This window comes from Chryseobacterium sp. ERMR1:04, assembly GCF_001297705.1.
GTDB lineage: Bacteria > Bacteroidota > Bacteroidia > Flavobacteriales > Weeksellaceae > Chryseobacterium.
The window spans coordinates 292723-315149 of sequence record NZ_LIRF01000008.1; the positions used below are offsets into that span (position 1 = coordinate 292723).

The 22427-nt window shown below is 34.0% G+C and carries 15 protein-coding genes; 5 read left to right on the top strand and 10 right to left on the bottom strand.

The window, feature by feature from the left end:
- Positions 1–285: 285 nt before the first annotated feature.
- The 10 genes from AMQ68_RS18605 to AMQ68_RS18650 form a co-directional block, all read right to left on the bottom strand.
- Complete coding sequence (locus tag AMQ68_RS18605; RefSeq protein ID WP_054512100.1) at positions 286–654, bottom strand: hypothetical protein; 369 nt, start codon at positions 652–654, stop codon at positions 286–288.
- A gap of 3 nt (positions 655–657) precedes the next feature.
- Positions 658–1332: a superoxide dismutase gene (locus AMQ68_RS18610; protein ID WP_054512101.1), complete on the bottom strand. Its 675-nt coding sequence runs from the start codon at positions 1330–1332 to the stop codon at positions 658–660.
- A gap of 121 nt (positions 1333–1453) precedes the next feature.
- Positions 1454–2137, bottom strand: a complete 684-nt coding sequence (locus AMQ68_RS18615; RefSeq protein WP_054512102.1) for an SCO family protein — start codon at positions 2135–2137, stop codon at positions 1454–1456.
- Positions 2124–2381 carry a YHS domain-containing protein gene (locus tag AMQ68_RS18620; RefSeq protein ID WP_241775177.1) on the bottom strand — a complete coding sequence of 86 codons (258 nt, stop codon included), beginning with the start codon at positions 2379–2381 and terminating at the stop codon, positions 2124–2126. The genes AMQ68_RS18615 and AMQ68_RS18620 overlap by 14 nt, the downstream gene beginning before the upstream one ends.
- A 225-nt stretch (positions 2382–2606) precedes the next feature.
- Entirely contained in the window at positions 2607–2969 is a 363-nt protein-coding gene (locus AMQ68_RS18625; protein WP_054512104.1) for a hypothetical protein, read from the bottom strand.
- A gap of 348 nt (positions 2970–3317) precedes the next feature.
- Positions 3318–5270, bottom strand: a complete 1953-nt coding sequence (locus tag AMQ68_RS18630) for a heavy metal translocating P-type ATPase (RefSeq protein ID WP_054512105.1) — start codon at positions 5268–5270, stop codon at positions 3318–3320.
- A 45-nt stretch (positions 5271–5315) separates the two neighbouring features.
- Positions 5316–5735: a Fur family transcriptional regulator gene (locus AMQ68_RS18635; protein ID WP_054512106.1), complete on the bottom strand. Its 420-nt coding sequence runs from the start codon at positions 5733–5735 to the stop codon at positions 5316–5318.
- 12 nt (positions 5736–5747) lie between these two features.
- Positions 5748–6971 (bottom strand): efflux RND transporter periplasmic adaptor subunit, encoded by a 1224-nt coding sequence (locus AMQ68_RS18640; protein ID WP_054512107.1) that lies wholly within the window; start codon positions 6969–6971, stop codon positions 5748–5750.
- Between the two features lies 1 nt (position 6972).
- Positions 6973–11337, bottom strand: coding sequence for a CusA/CzcA family heavy metal efflux RND transporter (locus AMQ68_RS18645; protein WP_082384170.1), 4365 nt, complete (start codon positions 11335–11337; stop codon positions 6973–6975).
- A 302-nt stretch (positions 11338–11639) separates the two neighbouring features.
- A complete protein-coding gene (locus tag AMQ68_RS18650; RefSeq protein WP_054512109.1) occupies positions 11640–11963 on the bottom strand; it encodes a DUF6660 family protein in 324 nt (107 codons plus the stop codon).
- A 201-nt stretch (positions 11964–12164) separates the two neighbouring features.
- Between AMQ68_RS18650 and AMQ68_RS18655 the strand changes: the two genes are divergently transcribed.
- From AMQ68_RS18655 to AMQ68_RS18675, 5 genes are all read left to right on the top strand, one after another.
- The gene (locus AMQ68_RS18655) at positions 12165–13388 is read left to right on the top strand and encodes a glycosyltransferase family 39 protein (RefSeq protein ID WP_054512110.1); all 1224 of its coding nucleotides are present in this window, start codon (positions 12165–12167) and stop codon (positions 13386–13388) included.
- Between the two features lie 37 nt (positions 13389–13425).
- Positions 13426–13950 carry a hypothetical protein gene (locus AMQ68_RS18660; RefSeq protein ID WP_054512111.1) on the top strand — a complete coding sequence of 175 codons (525 nt, stop codon included), beginning with the start codon at positions 13426–13428 and terminating at the stop codon, positions 13948–13950.
- Positions 13951–14165: 215 nt separating this feature from the next.
- Complete coding sequence (locus AMQ68_RS18665; RefSeq protein WP_054512112.1) at positions 14166–15017, top strand: hypothetical protein; 852 nt, start codon at positions 14166–14168, stop codon at positions 15015–15017.
- Positions 15018–15023: 6 nt separating this feature from the next.
- On the top strand, positions 15024–15506 hold the full coding sequence (locus AMQ68_RS18670) for a hypothetical protein (RefSeq protein ID WP_054512113.1): 483 nt from the start codon (positions 15024–15026) through the stop codon (positions 15504–15506).
- Positions 15507–15538: 32 nt separating this feature from the next.
- Positions 15539–22426 (top strand): RHS repeat-associated core domain-containing protein, encoded by a 6888-nt coding sequence (locus AMQ68_RS18675; RefSeq protein ID WP_054512114.1) that lies wholly within the window; start codon positions 15539–15541, stop codon positions 22424–22426.
- Position 22427: the final 1 nt, after the last annotated feature.

A 22427-nucleotide genomic window follows, 5' to 3' on the forward strand; every position in this document is an offset into this window, starting at 1 on the left:
TTCATCTTAGGTGAAATTATTTTACGTAAGATGTAAGCAATAGCTTTTGTAACTTTTTTGAAAAAAAAATATATCTGAATGAAAGAACACTCAATTTTTTCTAACCGCAAAAGGCACAAAAGTTTTAACACTTTAGAATTTTAAAGTGAATACTTAACGCTTTAATAGAACACTTAAGTTTTGAGAAAATCTTTGATTTTCATCTTAGGTGAACTTATTTTACGTAAGATTTAAACAGAAGCTTTTGTAACTTTTGTGGTTAAAATAAGATTTGAAAAAATTAACTTAAAAAACCGGAGGTCTGAAAATAGAGGGTAAAAACAGAAAAGAATAATCTGCTTTGTATGAAAATTTGAAATTAAAGAGAGATATTTTTTCTGTGTTTTGAATTTCTGCAATGTCAGGAAGAATATAAATATCCAATAATTTCTGTCCTGAATTTTTTGTTTTGTTTAAAGGCGAAGAATCGGTATCATTTGTTTTTGCAAGCTCTTTGCTCAGGTAACACTTTCCGTTACAGTGAAGCTCGGGTTTGCTTTTGTTGATACATAAAACATTCGATATATAATCATAATTTACAGCATACTCCACCAATGGTACCAGAGGCCTGAATACCACAAAGAATGTGAGAAATATGCTGCAAATTAAGTTCATGAATTATTTCTTGCTTATGGCATCTTCATATCTTTGGCTTACTGATTTCCAGTTAAGCACATTCCAGATTGCGGAAAGATAATCTGCTCTTTTGTTTTGATATTTCAAATAATAAGCATGCTCCCAAACATCAATTCCTAAAATTGGAGTCCCTTTTTCTTCTACAACATCCATTAAAGGATTATCCTGATTAGGTGTTGATGAAACGAATAATTTTCCGTTTTTATCTACAGAAAGCCAAGCCCATCCAGAACCAAAACGTTCTGCTCCAGCTTTACCAATTTTTTCTTTGAAAGCATCCATACTCCCGAAGCTTTCAGTAATTGCTTTTGCTAATTTTGCTGAAGGTTGCGTATTTTTTTCAGGCGTAAGCATTGTCCAGAAAAGCTCGTGGTTATAATGTCCACCTGCATTATTTCTTACAGCAGGAGTAGATTTCGAAGCCTGAGAAAGAATCTGAAATAAGGTTTGTTTTTCCTGTGGAGTTCCCGCAATTGCTTTATTCAAATTCGCTACATATGCAGCAGCATGTTTTGAATAATGAATCTCCATTGTCTGAGCATCAATAGAACCTTCCAATGCATTGTATGCATACGGTAAAGGCGTCTGTTTAAACTGTGCAAACGCAAACTGCGCCGCAAAAACTGCACTTAGAGCAGCTATTTTCATAATCTTCATAACGTTTTGTTTTTGTGGTTAAACAATATTTTCTTTTAGGTTGGAAGCTGGTAGATGGAGAGGCTGGAAGTTATATACTAACTGTTACAACTTCCCTCTTCCTGCATCTAGCTTCCAATCTTTACTTCAATAATTTCTTAATATCCTCAATTAAAATTTCTCTGTCAGGGTGATATTTACCTGTCAATTTTGGGACCTTTCCTTCTGCATCTTCATAATTTAAACCAGAATAATATAAAATCGGCATATTATCCTTATTGTATCTGCATCGAATATTACCTTCCTGGTCTACCAGAGCAATCATTCCGCTATGGTTGAGATTTTCTCCTTCATCTTCTTTATCACCTACATAAATATCGAATTGATCAGCCACCTTGCCAATATAATCTCTATTTCCTGTTAAGAAATGCCAGTTGGGAGATTTCACCCCAATTCTTTTGGCGTGTTGCTTCAATAATTCGGGAGTATCATTTTCAGGGTCTATACTTATGGAAATGATTCCAAAATCAGGATTATTAATCTCATCCTCAATTGCTCTCATATTGCTGTTCATCACAGGGCAAATGGTAGGACATCTGCTGAAAAAAAACTCTACCAAATATACTTTTCCAAGCATATCTTTATTCGTAATTTTCTTATTATTTTGATCAGTCAGTTCAAAATTAGGAACCTTCATTACCGTGTAAAGGCTCTTTTTAAAATAACTCATCCCAACCCCGATACCTAAGAAAAGTAAAGCAATAATAGCAAGCGGAATTATTACTTTGCGCTTTGCACTTTTATTGGTCTTATTATTTTTGGACATACTTCTCCGGATTTTTTTTGAATTCGTCCTTACAGTAAGCACTGCAAAAACCATACGTTTTATTTTTATACACCGCTGTATCCTTCATGCCATCTTCTGTTTTCATGTGGCAAATGGGATCTTCTGCGTTGGCAAATTTCGTGCTCTTAGTATTTGATTTTGAAGAGGCAGTGCTCTTTTTATGCTTTACCTTAGGGACTTCCTGGGCACAAGACAATAGTGAGATAGACAGAAATGCTGTCAAAATTATTTTTGATTTCATTTTAAATTAAATTGAAATTAATATTCGTATTGAATAAAATTGGTTGATTATTTTAACTAAATTTAATATTGAATTATTTTAAACGCAAGGTTCGCAAGCTTTTTACAAGCCTCACATTTATACGTTTGCAAGGGCGTTATACTCAGCAATTGATAGCTAAGTTTATTTCAATATTAGATTCAACTAAAATTTAGTTTTAAAAAAAAATTAAACTAAAGGAGGACGGAATATTCGGGAGGAATATTCTGATATATGGAAATTAAAGGCACCTGAATCAGGGATTCCTATTGAAAAATCTGATAGGTTTTTATTGGAGAATGAAAATATTTCGTTGGATAAGAAAACATCTAATCCCGCGATTTTAATATTTTGAGAATTGTTTGATTGTTTTTCTGTTTTTGCTAATTCCTTTTCGACATAGCATTTCCCTTTACAAGTAGATTGTGGAACGTTTCTGTTTTCACAAAGATTTTTTACAATGTAATCATAGTTTATCGCATAATTCAGCAATGGCAAAACAGGTCGTAATGCAATGGTGAAAATAACGAATATGGAAATGAAAAACTTCAATGATCAATTCTGTTCTACAAATATACTACTGAAATTTGTTTTTATGATTGATTTATGATGAAAGTCATTTTTCTAATTGATGGTGAGCGGTTGATAGTAATAAAAAAGCTCCGTTAAAATTTAACAGAGCTTTGTTTTTTGTTTCTCGCGGATTTTGCTGATGACGCAGATCTCTTTTTAATACAAACATCTACGAGATTTGCATAATCTGCGAGAAAATATGTTTTGGCTAAAGCCATGTTGAAAAATTTATTTTTGTAAACGGGCTAAAGTCCGTTTCTATTGATGAGTAAAAAACTTTGGGTGAAATCTGTGATCCTTGTCAAGGTTTATCACGTGAAAATTATTTTAAAATTTCATTTTCTGAATTCTAACCGCATTTAGAATAGCGAGTAAAGCAACTCCAACATCGGCAAAAACAGCTTCCCACATGGTGGCTAAACCTCCAGCTCCCAATACTAAAACAACCGCTTTTACGGCAAATGCAAGAATGATATTCTGCCACACGATTTTCTTCGTTTGCTTTCCGATATTAATAGCCATTGGGATTTTACTCGGCATATCGTCTTGGATTACAACGTCGGCAGTTTCAATCGTTGCATCACTTCCCAATCCGCCCATTGCGATTCCTACGTCGCTTAAGGCAACAACTGGCGCATCATTTACACCATCACCGACAAAGGCTACAGTTTGATTTTTAGCTTTGATCTCTTTTACTTTATTCACCTTATCTTCGGGAAGTAAATCTCCAAAAGCATTTTGAATCCCCAATTGATCGGCCACAAATTTCACCACTGAAGTCTTGTCTCCACTCAACATGGTGGTTTGTACATTCAAAGCTTTTAATTTATTGATCGTTAATTGAGCATCCGCTTTAATGGAATCGGCAATCGTAAGATACCCTACAAATTGTTTATCGTAAGCAATGGCAATCAAGGTGTACACAATATTGTCAGGTTGGATGTCATATTTGATATTGAACTTATCCAATAACTTAAAGTTCCCCACCAATAAATCTTTTCCATTGATCGTTGCTTTTAAGCCATGCCCAGCAATTTCTTCCACATTTTCTAATTGAATAGAATGATCAATCTCTCCTACAAAATCATGAATCGCTGTTGCAACAGGATGAGAACTTTTACTTTCTAAGGCATTGACAAATTTTAAAATTTCATCTTTATTGAATTCAGTTTTAAAATCAACTTCCTGAACTTTAAAAACACCTTCGGTCATGGTTCCGGTTTTGTCCATCACCACATTTTGAACATTCGCCAGAACATCTAAAAAGTTGCTTCCTTTAAATAAAATCCCGTTTCGGCTGCCCGCTCCAATTCCACCAAAATATCCTAATGGAATGGAGATCACCAAAGCACACGGACAAGAGATTACCAAGAATACCAATGCTCTGTACAACCAATCTCTAAACTGATAATCGGCTACAAAAAAGTAAGGCAACAACGTAATTCCGATTGCTAAAAACACAACAATTGGTGTATACACTTTGGCGAATTTTCTGATAAATAATTCGGTCGGAGCTTTTTGAGCAGTTGCATTTTGAACCATCTCCAAAATTTTGCTCAGTTTACTATCTTTATAAGCCGTTGTTACTTTTACCTGACTCACCGTATTGAGATTGATCATTCCCGCTAATACCGTTTCGCCTTTTATTTTGGTATCCGGTTTACTTTCTCCGGTAAGCGCGGAAGTGTTAAATGAGGCTTTTTCAGACAGCAACTCACCGTCTAATCCTAGTTTTTCACCAGATTTCAACTGAATAATTTCTCCAATATTTACCTTTTCTGCTTTTACAATTTCAGGTTTCCCATCTTTCAAAATCGTAACCTCATCGGGACGCTGATCGAGTAAAGATTTGATATTACTTTTTGCTCTGGTCACCGCCATCGCCTGAAAAACTTCACCCACAGAATAGAAAAGCATTACAGCAACTCCTTCCGGATATTCTCCTATTGAAAAAGCACCCACGGTTGCGATTCCCATTAAGAAAAACTCTGAAAACACATCGCCTTTCGTGATGCTTTCGTACGCTTCTTTTAACACAGGAAGTCCCACCGGAATATAAGCAATCAGGTACCAAACTAAGCGAACCCAGCCTGTGAACCAATTGGTTTTAATATAATTATCTAAAGCGATTCCTATTAATAACAAAGAAAAAGAGATGATTGCAGGAAGGAACATCTGAAACGTAGATTGATCTCCTGTATCATGAGAATGGTCGTGGTCGTGACCTTCATGACTATGATTGTGCTCTTTTTTGGGTTTTGTACTGCAACATTCTTCCATAACTGAATAATTTTAATCAAAATTAGGTGTAAACTTAATGCAATACTATTGCAAACTTTCCAGACAGTTTTCACAGATTCCTTTGGCAAAAAGCCTGATTTCATCAATCCTGAAATTCGTCTGAACATTCTCAGGAAAAGAAATATCTTCTTTACAAGTGGTCTGTTTACAGATCTTACAGTAGAAATGAAGATGCCAATCTTTATGTGTACTTTCATCACATCCATCGTGACAAAGCTTATATTTCGTCGTGGCATTTTCCTGTATGCTGTGAACAATTCCTTTTTCCTCAAAAGTTTTTAATGTTCGGTAAATTGTGGTTCGGTCGGCATTATCAAAATAATTTTCAATTTCTGATAATGACAAAGCTGCTTCCTGAGAACTCAAAAAATCATACACCAAGATCCTCATGCTTGTAGGTTTGGTATTTTTATCTATTAATTTATTTTCAATGTCTTTTTTCATAATATTTGAAAATTAATGTTCGTGTTCTCCAGAGTTTGTGAGCTTAGCATTAATAAAAAATGCTCCTTTTGTTGCGATTTTAGTTCCTTCCGGAATAGATTTCACAGGTGTAATGGCTGTATACCCCATTTCTGAAGTTCCTTTTACCACTTCTATCCTCTCAAAGTTAACGGTTTTTTCATTGTGTTTCTCCTGAGATTTTTCATCTTTATGATCTTCTGTCTTTTTATCGCTCACAAGAAAAATATAGTCTTTCCCGTCAGCACTTGTAATGGCCGTGTTGGGAACTGCAGACATTAATTTATTATCTAAACTTATCACCGCAGTGGCATTCATTCCATCAATTAAACCGTTTTTATTTCCTTTCACTTTACAATGAATCGGAATGGTTTTACTTTGATTTTCAAAAGCTGTTCCAATGCTGTAGACCTCAGCATCATATTCTTCTACCGGATTATTGGTTAACGTAAAATGAATTTTCTGCCCTACTTTTATTGATGGTAGGTCTTTTTCAAAAACCTGTAAATCGAGATGCAAAGAACTGTTATCAACAATTTCTGCAACAGGCGACGAAACATTAATATAACTTCCGATCTGTAATAAAATATTACTGATTGTCCCGCTAATTGGTGCTGTAACAGCAAGTCCGGTTCTTAGATTTTGGTTGGAAACATTTCCCGGGCTGATTCCCATCATCTGAATCTGTCTTTGCAAAGAAGCTCTTTTGGTTCTTAAAGTTTTTAACTCTGAATCCGCATTTTGTAGATTTTTTTTCGCTCCGGCATCATTATCAAAAAGTTCTCTTTGTCTTCTGTATTCCTGTTCTGCAAAAGTGATTCTGCTTCCTGTTGTTAAATAATCTTCCTGCAATTGAATAAACTCAGGGTTGGCAATCGTAGCGATTACCTGCCCTTTTTTTACAAAATCTCCCACCTGAACATTCAATGTCTTAATGACTCCTCCATATAAAGAAGTTGCACTGGCTTTATTATTATTGGGCACACTCAATCCCCCGTTGGCTTTAACGACAGAAGTAAGCTCCTTCATTTCAATTTGTCCTAACGAAATCCCCACCGCATTCATTTGCTCTTGCGTTAGTTCTGCAAACTCCGAACTTTCATGTTCTGAATGTTCTTCAGTTTTCTCTTTTGGTTCTTCTGCTTTTTCAGACTTTCCACAACTCGTTAGAAATAATGACAGAAGAATAAGTATGATGATATTAAATTTGAATTTCATTTTATTTGTTGATTAAAGAATTAATGTTGACAACAGTTTGATTTACCTGCTGAATAGATTGCAAATATTTCAGTTCGATATTGGTTGCTGTTTGAAGCGCAAACAAATATTCTACATAAGAAATCTCTCCTGTTTTATAACCTAACTGAGCGGCTTTTACAATACTTTTCGCATTAGGAACCGCCTGATCTGTATAATATTGATACTGTTGAAGATCTTGCTGATATTGGCTGAACGAATTCTTTAGTTGAGTATCCAGCTGTTGCTGCTGAAACTTCGCGTTCTTTTCTTCCATCTGCTTTTGGTAATCCAACGACTTTATTCTTGCTTTTGTAGCACCGAAAGTCAATGGAATAGCCACCCCAACGGTCACTGCATTGAATCTATTCTCAGACCCATAATATTTTTCCTGTCCATTTAAAGTATGGAAACCTATCAACGACTGATTGGTATATCCAATACTGAAATCTGGTAATCCCTGCGCCTTTTCAACATTTTTATTCTTTTCCAGCACTTCCATATTCTGCTTAAAAATCTGGATCGATGGATGATTTTCAACCGTTGCATTGTCTAAAAGATATTCAACTTTTAAAGGTTCATATTTTTGAGAATCCGGAATGGAAATATCTTCATCTGTATTTAATAAGGTCTTTAAATTTTTATAGGCATTATTTAGATATACCTTATTCTGCTGAAACAAAAGATTGATCTCTCCTTTCTGTGTTTCCGCGGTGTTGATTTCTATTTTCTTAATATCTCCTGCTTTAAATCTCACCGTTGCAATTCTGATAAAATCGCCATACAAACTATCGAGGTATTGCAGTTTTGATTGATTGTACTGCAAATATTCAATCTGATAAAAATAAGATCTTACCTGTTTGATCAATTCATTTTCGGTAACCTGTTTTTCAATCTTTTTGGTTTTAATCTCTTCCTGAATTAATTCCTTTCTGGCTTTAAACAAAGTGGGAAAAGGAATTGTTTGAGAAATAGAAAAAGACTGGTCAAATTTCGGGCTGTTGTATTGTCCGAGCTGTGCACTGAAATCTAACTTAGGAATTTCTTTTGCGGTTGGCTTCAATGCCTCAGAAGACTGAACACTTAAATCCTTTGCTTTTATGGAAGGGTTATTTTCCTGTAACAATTCTATTGCCTGATTCAAAGAAATTTCTCTTGAATTTTGTGCTTTCAAATTTTGACCTAACAATAAAGTTCCTATTAAAATGATTATTGTTAAAGGCTTTTTCAGCAATTTATCTTTAATATTAATTTTAGAATTAAAAATAATATACAACATCGGCAATACAAACAAAGTAAGGAAAGTTGCGGAGAGTAATCCTCCGATAACAACCGTCGCTAAAGGTTTCTGAACTTCTGCTCCTGCGCTTGTACTGATTGCCATCGGTAAGAATCCGAAAGAAGCTACCGTTGCTGTCATTAAAACAGGTCTTAATCTGGTTTTCGTCCCTTCAATGACTCTTTTAAAGACATCGGTAACGCCATCTTTTTCTAATTGATTGAATGTTCCGATCAACACAATTCCGTTAAGAACTGCCACTCCGAATAATGCAATAAAACCAATTCCTGCACTGATACTGAAAGGCATTCCTCTTAACAAAAGAGCAAAAATACCTCCGATCGCACTCATCGGAATCGCCGTAAATATCAAGGTTGCCTGTTTGAAAGAATGAAATGTAAAATACAGCAACATAAAAATTAGGAGAAGCGATACCGGAACGGCAATCATCAGTCGCTGACTTGCTTCTTTTAAGTTTTCAAACTGACCACCGTATGTGAAATAATATCCTGATGGAAGTTTTACCTCTTTTGTGAGTTTTGACTGAATATCTTTCACTACACTTTCTACATCTCTTCCTTTCACATTAAATCCAACGACAATTCTACGTTTCCCAGCTTCACGACTGATTTGGGCAGGCCCCAATTTATATTCAATATTCGCCACCTGAGATAATGGAACCTGAGTTCCGGTATTGGTTGGAACCATTAAATTACTCACATCATCAATATCTGTTCGATACAGGCTGTCTAATCTTACCACCAAATCAAAACGTCTTTCATTTTCAAAAATCTGACCGGCAGTTTTACCTGCAAATGCGGTGCTTAAAACATTGTTGACATCTTCAACATTTAATCCGTAATTGGCAATTCTCGTTCTGTCGTAAGTTACATTAATCTGCGGAAGTCCGCCCACTCTTTCAACTTGTGGAGAAGTTGCTCCTTCAACATTTTGAATAACTTTGCTTACTTTATCAGCATAAATTGAAAGTGTATCCATATTTTCACCGAAGATCTTTACCGCAACATCTTGTCGGATTCCGGTCATCAATTCATTAAAACGCATTTGAATCGGTTGATTCGCTTCAAAGAAAACTCCGGGAATTACTTCCAGTTTTTCTGTAATTTCATCTGATAATTCAGTGTATGATTTTTTGGATTTCCATTCTTTTTGAGGTTTCAATACAATGATTAAATCGGTGGCTTCCGGTGGCATCGGATCTGTAGGAACCTCAGCAGAACCTGTTTTTCCAACGACCATTTTCACCTCGTCAAATTGTTTAATCAATCTGGAAGCCTGCATTGACGTTTCGATACTTTGGCTTAATGAACTTCCCTGTGGTAAAATACAATGAAATGCAAAATCTCCTTCCTGCAACTGTGGAATAAACTCCCCACCCATTCTACTAAAAATCAATGCTGAGATTGAGAATAAAACAACGGTAAGTCCAACAATCACATATTTAATTTTAATAGCTTTCTGTAATAAAGGTTGATATATTTTTTGCAACCAATTCATCATTTTATCCGAAAAATTTTCTTTGTGAGATGTTTTCTTCGAAAGGAAAAGCGCGCACATCATCGGAATATAAGTCAGTGAAAGAATCAATGCTCCCAAAATTGCAAAACCTACTGTTTTAGCCATTGGTGAGAACATTTTGCCTTCAATTCCTACCAATGTAAGAATTGGAATGTATACAATCAGGATAATAATTTCTCCAAAAGCAGCACTTCCACGAATTTTTGAGGCCGATAGAAAAACTTCTTCATCCATTTCGCTTTGCGTTAATCTCTGAACGGATTTTCTTAATCCTAAATGATGCAAAGTAGCTTCAACAATAATTACCGCTCCGTCTACAATCAATCCAAAATCGATCGCTCCCAAACTCATTAAATTGGCACTTACTCCGAAAACATTCATCATTCCCAAAGCAAATAATAAGGACAAAGGAATTGCCGAAGCTACAATTAATCCTGCTCTGAAATTTCCAAGAAATACAACTAAAACAAAAATAACGATCAGTGCTCCCTCAATCAAGTTCTTCTCAACCGTACTGATTGCTCGATCTACCAAATCTGTTCTGTCTAAAAATGGTTCGATCACAATATCTGCCGGCAACGATTTCTGAATGGTCGGAATTTTTTCTTTAATTCTGTTGACAACATCATTACTATTCGCACCTTTCAACATCATCACCACTCCACCAACGGCATCGGTTTGTCCGTTATACGTCATCGCTCCGTAACGCGTTGCATGCCCAAAACGAACATCTGCTACATCTTTAATAAAAACAGGAATATTCCCTGTATTTTTTACCGCAATATTTTTAACATCCTCAATAGAAGTTGCCAAACCAATTCCCCGAATGAAATAGGCATTCGGCTTTTTATCAATATAAGCTCCGCCCGTATTCTGATTGTTTTTTTCAAGGGCTGTGAAAATATCGGCAACGCTTACTCCCATTGCTTTTAGACGATTGGGATTTACCGCCACTTCATATTGTTTCAGCTCGCCCCCAAAGCTATTGACCTCAGCAACGCCTTCTGTTCCGTATAACTGTCGGGAAACAATCCAATCCTGCATTGTACGCAGATCTTTCGCATTGTATTTTTTCTCACTTCCTTTTTTAGGATGCAAAATATATTGATATACTTCTCCCAACCCTGTACTCACAGGTGCCAATTCGGGAGTTCCGATTCCTTTAGGGATATTTTCTTCCGCCTGCTTTAATCTTTCGTTGATTAATTGCCGGGCAAAATAGATGTCTACTTTATCTTTAAATACAACCGTAATCACCGATAATCCGAATCTTGAAATACTTCGGGTTTCTTCTATATCCGGCACCGTCGCAATACTTTGCTCAATGGGGAAAGTGACTAATTGTTCTACTTCCTGCCCTGCCAACGTAGGGCAAACCGTAATAATCTGTACCTGATTATTGGTAATATCCGGTACGGCATCAATGGGTAATCTGGTGGCACTCCACCCTCCCCAAATGATCAAAAGCAAAGTCATTATACCTATAATGATTTTGTTTTGGATACTAAATTTTATTATTTTATCTAACACAAATTGAGATTTAATTTGTGATTGTCTGTTTTTTAACGCTGCTTAATTTTTTAACGCTAAGAGCGCTAAGTTTTTTTGATAAAGTAATTGGTTTTAAGTTCGCAAAGGCGTTTTACTCAGCAAAGTTATCAAAGAGACAATCGATTAATTTTAATTGAGAATATTTTACATTCCATTATTTTTTTAAATAAAGATGCTTTTCTTCAAAACCTATGAGGTTTGATGGCGTTGAAATGCAAAAATATCATGAATACCTCTGCAACGATATTGCAAAGTTTCATGAAATATTTAAAATCAATACATTAAATCTTAGGAGGTTGCCAAATATGGTCGTACACCTGGTAGGCAAAATTGTTTTTCTGAAATAGAATTTTCTTTGAAAAATAGGTTTGAATCTTTTGAGGAATTTTCATTGAAACATCCATCTTAAAAGCCGTAACCGTAATCTGACAGCAATTACAAACGCACAACGGAGAACAAATATCTCCTTTGTCTTTTGAATGGGATTCGTCAATATGCAAAGATAATAATGTCTTATCAGGACCTGATTGTTTATGTATGTCTTCACACGGCATTACGGATAACACCATGAAATACATTGCTAAAATCAGTCTGAATAGGTTCATTGTGACAAAGATAGAGATTTTTCATCAATGGAAAAGTCATTTTCCTGATGATTGTTGCATTTTATCATTTGAGAAATACGATTCTTTTTGTCTTAAATAACCTCGTGACCATTCATGGAAAATAAATAATGCAGCATTTAAATCTAAATTACTGTGACTATTTATTAAATTTGTAAAAACGCACATTTACTCACTCAAGCAATGCAAAATAAATACTCCGCTTATCCCTATATATTTCTTTTAATATTGGGGATTATCTACTTTTTATCCATTGGAAAAGATCCAGCTTTGGGTGATAGTTTAGGCTTTACCATTCAAGGTTATCAGGGATTTGCATTTGAATCGAACGCAACCAATCACTTTTTGTTTTCCAATGTTTTAGGCTTAGCCTATAAGATTTTCCCATTTATCAATGTACATATTCTTTTTGTCAGCATCTGTATTATTTCAGGACTGCTGGCTTTATTTTATTTAAGAAAGCTACTACTTTTATTAGATATTTCTGAAAAATCATCTCTGATGTGTATGATGCTGTTAGGATTTTCATTTACATTTTGGAGGCAAGCCATCATTACAGAGGTCTATACATTTTACATTCTTTTTGTTATCTTATTTTTAATGAATGTATTTAAATTCCTCAAAGAAAAGGATATTAAATATTTCTATTACCTCTCCATATTTTTAGGAATCCTTTTCTTGATTCATATTCAGACGATCCTTTTTGGCCCCTTATATTGTTTCTTACTTTTTAAAAACTTTAAACTTCTAAAGAAACACATTATTTATGGAGGTCTTATTACGCTTATTTTATTTTCAATTCTATTGCTTCCTGTAGCACTTGGACGTCATTCTTTAGTCTCTATATTTACCGATAATGCGTATGAAAACTCTCTTTTTGATTATGACCCTTCAACGATTTTTAAAAGTATTATAAAGAATTTAGGAATCCTGGGATACAATTTCTTATTTTTCAGTGTATTTATTGTTTGGGGAGTAAGAAATAAAAAATACCTGAGCTATATTCTTTTCGGGGCTCTTCCTTTTCTATTTTTCTGTATCAAACATAATGTATCGGATGTACATGTTTTCCAGCTCGTTCCGTATATTTTCATTATTATTCTCATAGGACAAGGATTGGATAGATTTCCTAAACTTCCATTACTATTACCCGTTATACTTCCTATGTTCTATTTTACGTCTTTTAAAATTGTACAAAGAACCTCTATTGGAAATAATTTTGAGAAAGAAAAAGGTTTTAAAGGCGGAACAGAATACATGCTATTTCCACCTTTAAATGGCATCCCAGATTTAAATTCTATCTTAAAGAACTACAAAAAAGATTCATTATACCAGAAACCAGGACTAGAGGAAATGTACCCTTTAATGATTCAGTGGGAAGAAATTAAAAAGAAAAATAATTATTAAATTTAAATAGATTAATTATCAAAAACTATCTATTTCAATGAATTTAAAAATCACATTAAAAAGCCAATTAAAGGCTTTGATAGAATTAATTATAATTAGTATAATCTATTTTGGACTTATGTATTTCTTATATGTAAACACAGAATTTGATCTATTCAAAATCCTTTTTTGGTCAACCTTCTCTTTTTATTTTTTAATCGTTGTTTTGCCTGTAGCCATTTTACATCTAAATTATTTGAACAACAATTGTTTTAAAGAAATAGTTATTGATAAGAATAGATTAATTGTGAATGCTATTGAATATAGCTCAGAAGATATTAACGAAATTAATGTTTTTGCAACGAAGCAACATTTTGATGATTCAACTGGAGCTTATTCATTGGCTTACAATGATTACTATTATCACATTGAAATATGCCTGAAAAATAATGAGAAAATTTCATTATCATCTTTGCTAGATTATAAACTCGATAAAATCTTAAAAGAAAACTTCAATTCTGTAAAAATTACTGAAAATGCTGGAGGATTATTTTCCTTGTTAATTAAAGGTAAGACAGAATGAGATAAGGCTTGTTGAATCTTAAATTTTAAATTAAAGCTTCAGACGTTTCTGTGATTTTAATTTTTTCTTATATTCCTAATTCAGGTTATTCCTTTACAATCAGTTTAAATTATTTTACTAATATTTACACGTAATAAATATCATATTGGTTTAATTCTAGTTCTTGTGAATTTATGTTAAATTCGCGGCTCTAAATTTAACATATTTTAACTTTTATGAAACTAAAATTATTCTTGATAGCTCTATTAGCTTCATCTTCATTTACTTTTGCCCAATCTTGGAATACAACAGGAAATACAGGAACAACACCCCCTAATAACTTTATTGGGACAATTGATGATAAAGATTTAGTCTTTAAAACCAATAATATTGAACGGTTTAGGGTCTTCTCTAGCCCTTATGTTAATGGCATGGTGATAGGTGACATGACTGCTACAGGAACTTCACGAGGACGATTAGAAATTACAAGTGTACTTTGTAATGGCTGTGCCTCTAGATGGGCTGTACCATCGGACGTTGTTGTAAGAACTGCGGGAAGTCGTAATTTGGAATTCCACATGCCTAATAATAATGTTGAAGATCCAAATGCAGATGTATCTACTCCTAATTCATCTGGAATCACAAGAATAAAATTTACCGATGCCGTACACAACAGTAGTCTTGTTGTTTTCAATACCGGAAAAGTAACTGTCGGTACTGATCAATATGATAATGATCCTAATTTTATTTTTTATGTAAGAAAAGGGATAAAAGCAGAGCAGATAAAAGTAGAAAACCCTTCAGCCAACGGATGGGCAGATTATGTATTCAAAAAAGACTATAAACTTAACACACTCGAAGAAGTTGAAAAACATATTGCAGATAAAGGACATTTACCAAATATTCCTTCTGCTGAAGAAGTTGCAAAAGTAGGGATCAATCTTGGAGAAATGGATGCTAAACTTCTTGAAAAAATAGAAGAATTGACACTTTATTCTATAGAGCAAAACAAAGCTTTGAAACAGCAATCTGAAAAGATTGAAAAACTAGAGAAACAATTAGAATTGTTACTTTCAACAAAAAAATAAAACACTATGAAAAGAAAACTACTTTCCCTATTCTCCTTACTGATAGGATTTTTTGGTTTTTCACAAACTGAAGTCTATTTTAAATATGATGAGGCAGGAAACCAAAGATACAGAGGTCCCAATGCAGCCGGAAAAAATGCTCCTGAAGAAATTAAAGAAGTAAAAAAAGTGGAGGAAATAAAACCGATTGCTGCTGTAAAACAAGAGCCAACGATTGATGAAAATACTTTTTGGAAACAAATAAGACTATATCCTGTTCCTGTAAATGATTTTCTTACGATAGACTGGACCGAAGAAGTAAATGGATTAATAGAATCTGTTTCCCTTTATCAGCATAGTACAGTGCACTGGAAATTCCAACAACAAAATATTCCAAGTTTAAACCGACAATTGAAGATCAACATGAATGGCTATGAATGGGGAGTATATGTTCTCCGCTTTACTTTAAAAGATGGAAGGATCTTCAGTAAAAACATTACCAAACGATAAACTTTTAACCATAATAATTTATAAAAAAGAATATGAAAATTCTTTCATCACTGATGCTTTTCCTGTGTTCAGTATTGGGCTATTCGCAGACCATACTCTACCAGCAGGAAAGTACATCACGAACCGTTCAGGATCCACAAACGGTGGTACTGGCACAAGGATTTAGAGCCACATCAACTACTTCAAATCCTTTTGTAGCTAAGATTGGTCCTGCAACGGAAAATCCAGGAGGTGGACCAATAGATTCAAATGCGGGAGCAAATAATCCATCTGGGACAATAAAAACCGACACTATTAAATTTCATGATACCAAAGGTAACATAGAAATTAATGGAGGAGGTCAGTTACAATTTACTTTACCCATTGCTCTACCTCCTGGAGTTAAAAGTGTTGCCCCTCAAGTAAACCTCGTATATACAAGTGGTGGCACAAACGGGATTGCGGGATATGGTTGGAATATCTCTGGAATAACCTCAATCTCCAGAATTGGAAAACATATTGAAAAAGATGGTAAATCTGATGAAATTAAACTAGACTATTCAGATTATTTCAGCTTCAATGGACAAAGGTTAATTTTAAAGTCAGGAGAATATGGTAAAGACGGCGCTGAATATGTAACGGAAAAATATTCTAATATAAAAATAAAGTCCATTGGTACTAAAAGTGGTGTTCAGGGACCTTTATTTTTTCATGTAACATTTGAAGATGGCTCACAAGCTTGGTATGGGGACACTCAATCTGACGATCCTGAACACTCTAGTACCGGAAGAACATCTATGGAATATAATATTATGAAATGGATGGATACTCAAGGGAATTACATAACCTATGAGTACGAAAAAAACACCTCTATAGCAGCCTTAACCGAAATCAGCGGGGAGGTGACAAAAATTAAAAAAATTAAATGGGGAGGCAATGAAATCTTGAATAAAAGTCATTTCAATGAAATCATATTTAATTATAATATTGAAAGAACTTCAAAAGAACTTTCATATCATCAAGGATACTATTATAATCAGGATAAACTTCTCAATGAGATTATTGTAAAATCTAATAGTTCCCAGTTTAAAAGGTATGAAGTCAAATACATTAACAATAATACAAATTATCAATTTGTAGATAATATAACTGAGTACAATGCTGAAAATGATGCCGCAACTCCCATAAGGTTTGAGCGAAGTAAGGATGCATCTACCATTAAAAGTTCGGAGCTTTCTAACAATTTAAATTTAGATAATAAAAACATATCTGACTTCGATGGAGATGGATATTTAGATTTATTATATTATCACTCTGCCAGTCAAGGATATTATGAATGTATAAGTTACGATGATTATGGACATTGTGACAGAGAAGGTGATTACATTGAAGCTACAATTGCTGGTACATATATTACTTATAATAATTTTTTTGGAGGAAACACCGTAAAAGTTTCTGATGCCAATTTAGCAGGTTCCTTAGCAATTAATTCTACATTAAGCAATGCTAAAATGCGACCTATTAAATCGCTTTATCAGCACAAAAATGAAGCAACCCAAATAAAATTTGATAAGTATATTTTTGAAAATGATAAATACATTCTTAATCAATCTAAAAATGTTCCATCATCACTGTATGATAAAACATATACAAGACCTCGGGAAAACCCTACAGACCCATACATATCTACAAAATCTTATATAAGAGAGTTTAGAGATGTAGACGCTAATGGAGATGGCCTTTCTGAGGTATTATTTTCAGTGGAAAGTATTACGACAATTGTACCATATACAGGCCCAATTACCGACCCAAATATTTTGGATTCAGGGCTTCCTGCCCCACCTCGCCCCACTATGCAATCTTATACAGAATTTGATTTTTATATCGTAAACCCTAATACTAGTGAAAATGATGCATATTGGGTAGGTTCTGGACCTAGAGATCTATTAAAAGTTGGATATGCAATGGATTTTGATGGAGACGGAAAAGAAAATTTAGTTGAAGTTACTTCAAATTGGGTAAATAATAATTTTTTTGTAGTAAACAACGCTGGTAAATATGAAATTCGAACTAATTACATATTTTTTAGTGGTGAAAGTTCTGGGGTCGTTTTTGGAGATTTTAATGGAGACAATAAAATGGACTTCATGGTACCTCAAGGTATTGAAACATCTGATTGGAAATTATATATTAACCAAGGAAAAACACTTCCTGCGGGGCAATCCTTTAATTTCAGGGAGCAGAATCTTAACAATTTTTCATACTACATTAAAGAGCCAAAAATAGTTGATAATACTTATAAAAGACAGCTTGCTGTTTGGCATTTTGCAAAAGACCTTAATGGAGATGGGAAAAGTGATTTAGTCCGTTTTGAATCCCAGATATTTAAAGCTCATAAATGCTGTAAAGACATAGATTCAAGAAGAGGTTTTCAGATTTTAGAATCAATGGGTACAGATGCTAATGGAAATATTTCATTTTCAACAAAATATAATGAAGATCCTTGGAGTATGTATTCAGAGATTGGTGATCATTGGATGCCTATGAACCTCTCATTACGAATTAATAAAGAAGAAAATATTTTTTTCGTGAAAGTAGCCAATCATCTATACCGTTATACTTATTATGACATAAAGAGCAGAGAGCGAATTCTTGCTATTAATCAGGGAGGCATAAAAACTGAAATTAAATACAATGAAATAGATACAACAGATCCTCTAACCTCTACATTCTATCGACCTACTACTATCCAGAATTATCCATATGTACAAGTGGAACATATGCCACAAAATTTTCTGGTTACTCAACTCAAAGAACAAGGAAGAAAGCAGGATTTTAAATATCGAGATCTAATTGTTAACCTTCATGGTAAGGGAGTTATTGGTTTCAGACAAACAGCCCGTTCATCATGGTATGCAGACGGCTTCGAAAACACAAAGATATGGTCAGGTGCAGAAATAGATCCTTTAAATGAAGGAGTAACAATTAAGGAATGGTCATTAAGAACTAATGACAACAACAAAATATTTCCGACAGATATTTCTGAAAACAATACAGAACTTTTAAACTTTAAATCGACAAGTTATGATAAAGATGAGTTATTAAATGGCCAAATAGTTACGAATATAACTCCAGCGGATAAACCTAACATCGTAAAAGCTCTTGTTCCAAAATCCACAAAATCAAAAGAGTTTTTAACCAATACAACTACAGTAAGTACAATTACTTATGGAGACTACTATCTCCCTTTACAGACCATAACAAATGTTAATAATAATTATGCAGTAACAACTTCCACGTTTGATTATTATCACAATCCTAATGGTACAAATTCTGAGTATTATATTGGTCGCCCTAAATCTAAAATTGATCTTTCACAAATATATGGTGATACAAAATCAGCAAAAGAAGAATATATTTATGATAATAATCTATTAAAAACTCTGGTAACTTGGAACAGAGATAACTCTGGTAACTTACAAGAAACTTATGAATATGATGGCTTTGGAAATATAACTAAGAAAATAATCAGTAATAATATTGATTCTCAAACTCAGACTGTAGCATCTGCATACGATCCAAAAGGAAGGTTTGTTGTAAAAAAGACAGATAATATAGGACTTGAAACAAATATCATTTATAATGACTGGGGACAGATAAAATCCCAAACGGACCCTCTAGGTAATATTCTCGAAAACACCTATGATAATTGGGGTAAAATATTAACATCTAAAACTAATCAGGCAGGAAAGACCACTTATCAATATGAAAAGGATAAGCAACTCAATGTAATTGTTACCCAATATGATGCTGATGGAGATATATCAAAAAAATACACCAATAAATTAGGTCAGGATTATAAATCTTCCACTAAAGCATTCAAACAAGGACAGTTTATAACTCAGGAAATTCAATATGATATTTTAGGAAGAAAAACGAAAGAGAGTGAACCTTATTTTGAAGGTGAAAATGTAAGCAAATGGAATGTTATATCTTATAACGACACCTTCTACCCTGCTAAGATAACCACAACTGCGTTAGCCACATTGAATAATGTAGGAGAAATTTCTTCAGTTACTGGTAAACAAATAGAAACTTTTGTTTCTGGTAATACCACCACTGTAAGAGAAGTTAATGGATATGCAAGAGTAAATACTAAAACCACGGATGCAGCAGGAAATGTACTTTCTACCACCGACAAAGGAGGAACTATTCAATTTTCATATAATGCCGCAGGAGAACAGATTAAAGCACAATATGCAGAAAATATTGTCACTACAAAATATGATAATTGGGGAAGAAAGTCAGAATTTAATGATCCGTCTAATGGATTATATAAATACGAATATGATGCATTCGGACAACCTAAGAAAATTATCAGTCCAAAAGGAACTAAAGAATTTATATATAATAATTTAGGACAGCTTATCACTCAAAAAGAAATTTCTACAGTAGATGCCGGCCAGGCTACTGATAAAATAATTTCTTATATGTATGATAATAAAGGAAGGGTAATATCAAAAAATGGAACTTCTAAAGGAAAAGCATACAGTTCAACTATTTCTTTCGATCAACAAGGAAGAATATTATCATCTTCTGAAAACAGCAATGGTAAATATTTTATCCAGAAAGGAATTACTTATGACGATAAAGCAAGAGTAACATCTTATGAAAAAAGCCTTTATTCTTCGGGAGTTCTTACTAAAGTAAATATTGAAAATATTTATAGTGAATGGAATGGAGAACTTTATCAGGTAAAAGATAAAAATTCAGGCAAGGTTTTATGGGAACTTAAAGACGCCAATGCAAAAGGTCAAATACTTCAAGCTAAATTAGGTGCAGCAAATGTTATTAATAATTATGATGGTAGTGGTTTCTTAACCTCGGTTAATCATTCTTCTCAGGTGAAGCAAGGGATTTTGCAGCTTAATTACATCTTTGACGGAATTAAAAATGAGTTAAAAAGCAGGGTGACTGGAGGTGATTTCAATATCACAGAACTCTTTGATTATGATGACAACAATAGATTAATCAGCTGGACAGATCCTATAACGGGTGCAAAACCAATGAACAGAAATATCTATGATGCTAAAGGAAGAATCATGGAAAATGATCAGGTAGGTAAAATTAAGTATGAAAACTCTTCCAAGATTTACCAACCAACAGGAATGACATTAAATGCAGCGGGAACTCAAAATTATAATAATGATTTAATTCAAAGTATTGCATATAATGAGAATAATGATCCAATTTTCATTGATGGAGAAAAAGGAGATGTAGCCTTCCAATATGGACTCACAAACATGAGGCAAAGGGTTACTTACGGTGGTAATTTCAGCACAAACGGAGATGGTAAGTTTACCAAATTCTATAGTGAAGACGGAAGTTTTGAAATTGTAAAAGACAATACAACAGGCAAAGAAAAACATATTTTATATATTGGAGGAACTCCTTACGAAAGCAATATTGTATATTTGAAAAATTTCGAAGAAAGCAATGGCTCTTACAAATTTTTACATAAAGATTACATAGGAAGTATCTTAGCCATTAGTGATGAATTAGGAAACAAGCTGGAGCAAAGGCATTTTGACGCCTGGGGTAATTTCACTCATCTTCAAATGGGAAATGGAGCGATTATAACAGATAAAAATATAATTGATACAACCGCATTATTATTAGAAAGAGGATTTACCAGCCACGAACATTTTGCAGAAGTAGGTATTATACATATGAACGGAAGGTTGTATGATCCACTGTTAAGAAGATTCTTAAATGCAGATGAGAATATTTCGGACCCAACTAATACACAAAATTATAATAAGTATGGATATGTAATGAATAATCCCTTAATGTTTGCTGATCCGAGTGGAGAAGAACTCGTAACATTATTTGCCATTTCTATGGCAGCCATTGTAAAGGCTATTATTATTGGCGCAGCTATTGGATTAGCCGCTTATACATTAAGCCTCGCAGTAACAGGTAACTTCGATCAATGGAATTTATTAGGGGCATTTAAAGCTACTTTTACAGGAGCCGCATCCGGAGCTGTAACTTTTGGAATAGGAAGTTTATTTTCTGCAGCTGGGCAAGTAGGAGGATTAACCGCTCTAGGAACTAGTATCAAGGAATCTGTCGGAGGTGTTGGATTAGCAATGATACAAGCGGGTACCCACGCTATATCTCAAGGGGTTTTAGGATTAGTACAGGGAGATAAATTCTTAAGTGCAGCAGCAGCAGGAGGTTTTTTTGGAAGCTTAGGAGCAAGTGCTTTTGGAGCTGCTGCTAAAGGGATCGCTAAAACTACTGTTGGCACAATAGCTTTTGGTGCTTTATCAGGAGGAATAGGATCTGAATTGACAGGAGGAAATTTCTGGCAAGGAGCTCTAATTGGAGGCGTAGTTGCCGGATTGAATCACGTGATGCATATGGAGGATATGCAACCAACTTATAATGATGATGAATTTAGGAGAAATGCAGATGGTACTATTACAGCAACAGGAGGAAAAAAGGGAGGAGATACAACAGATTATTTATATGATGCAAAAGGAAAATTAATTGGGAGTAAATCTGTAACTGTTCTTGAAGCTGGTGATAATATGTCTGCTGATTATTCTACCTACGGATTAAGACTTCATACCGAAGGAACTGGTCTTTCAATAAGTGAAGGTTTGGGTGCGGCGGCTCTTGAATTTACTGGAGCTGCATTCTATAGATTTGTATCTGGTGCAAATTTTTTTTATAAAACAAAGGTAGCAGGACAATTTAGTTTTGGATACCTTGACAAGCCTACAAAATTTATGATTAGATTTGAGAAACATAGTCTTCCAAAAATTGGTGGCGGAAGAGGATATCCAACACATTTTAATATTGAAAAAATAGGAAAATTTAATAAACATATTTTTCCAAATCCTAAAGACTGGGGTAAATATAAGGTTAGATAAT